The organism is Mesorhizobium sp. M7A.F.Ca.AU.002.02.1.1, from assembly GCF_003998535.1.
Classification (GTDB): Bacteria; Pseudomonadota; Alphaproteobacteria; order Rhizobiales; family Rhizobiaceae; genus Mesorhizobium; species Mesorhizobium ciceri.
In genome coordinates, this window is record NZ_RZPB01001107.1 from 1 (window position 1) to 1,503 (window position 1,503).

At 62.7% G+C, this 1,503-nt stretch carries 1 protein-coding gene; it reads right to left on the reverse strand.

Annotated elements, in window-relative coordinates:
* Positions 1–284: 284 nt before the first annotated feature.
* Positions 285–1,503, reverse strand: a 1,219-nt coding sequence (locus EN879_RS35500) for a homospermidine synthase (RefSeq protein ID WP_127274695.1), incomplete at its 5' end; no start/stop codon positions are given.

Consider the following 1,503-nt stretch of genomic DNA (forward strand, 5'->3'; position numbering starts at 1 on the left):
CCATCGGCGGTTGATCGGGGCCGCTGGTCGCACAGGCGGCGAGCATCGCCGCAATGGCACCCGCCACGCTCATCGAAAGAATTTTGCGCGCAATGATCATGTGAAAATCCTCTCCTCTCGCTTCGGCCCAAAAATCGGAAATCGATTTTCGACAAGCACGAGGCGTGCATCCAAGTTTCCAGAGCGACGTGCGTCCAGATGAATACGTATCGCTATGGTCCGCATCCCTTCAATCGCCCGATTTCCGGGCGATTGCAAGGCAGTGAGGCAGGTGGGCGGTGCTGCTATCGCACAAGGATGTTGCGGAACTGCCACGGGTCGTTCCGGTCGAGGTCTTCCGGGAACAGGCCGGGACGGTTATCGAGCGGCGTCCAGTCGGTGTAGTAGCCCTTGACCGGTCCGAGATACTGGGACTGCACTTCCAGGCACCGCCTGTAGTCCATCTCGTCGGCTTCGACGATGCCGGCCTCGGGATTCTCCAGCGCCCAGACCATGCCCGAGAGCACCGCCGAGGTGACCTGCATGCCGGTGGCATTCTGGTAGGGGGCCAGCTTGCGCGCCTCGGCGAGCGACAGCTGCGAGCCGTACCAGTAGGCATTCTTGTCGTGGCCGTAGAGCAGCACGCCGAGTTCGTCGACGCCGTCGATCAACTCGTTCTCGTCGAGCACATGATGCACCGGCTGAGGCTTGCCGGCGGCGCCGAACATCTCGTCAAGCGACAGCATCGCGTCGTTGCAGGGATGATAGGCATAGTGGCAGGTCGGGCGGTAATGCACCTTGCCCTTCTTCGAACGCACGGTGAAGAAATCGGCGATAGAGATCGCCTCGTTATGCGTCACCAGCAGGCCGTATTGCGCGCCGGGCGTCGGGCACCACGAGCGCACGCGCGTGTTGGCGCCCGGCTGCTCCAGGTAGATGGCTGCCTTCGAGCCGTGCTTGTGCTTCTTGGCGTTCTTCGGCATCCATGTCTCGTGTGTGCCCCAGCCAAGTTCCGCGGGCTGCAGGCCCTCGGAGATGAAGCCTTCGACCGACCATGTGTTCCAGAACACATCCATCGGTTTCGGCTTCTTGGTGCGCTGGGTGTCGCGTTCGGCGATGTGGATGCCCTTGACGCCGGCCTTCTTCATCAGCTTGGCCCAGCCCTCGCGATCGTCCTGCGCGGGCTCCGAGAACTCCAGGCCAAGATCGGTGGCGAGATTGACCAACGCCTGCTTGACGAACCACGAGACCATGCCTGGATTGGCGCCGCAGGTGGAGACCGCCGTGGCGCCGCCGGGCTTGTCGTGCTTTTCCTTGAGCAGCGACTCGCGCAGCGCGTAATTGGTGCGGCTGGCGTTATCGGCCTTGGCGTCGAAATAGAAGCCGAGCCACGGCTCGACGACGGTGTCGATGTAGAGCACGCCGAGCTTGCGGCAGAGCCGCATCAGGTCCACCGAGCCGGTATCAACCGACAGGTTGATGCAAAAGCCCTGGCCGCCGCCATTGGTCAGAAGCGGGGTCAGG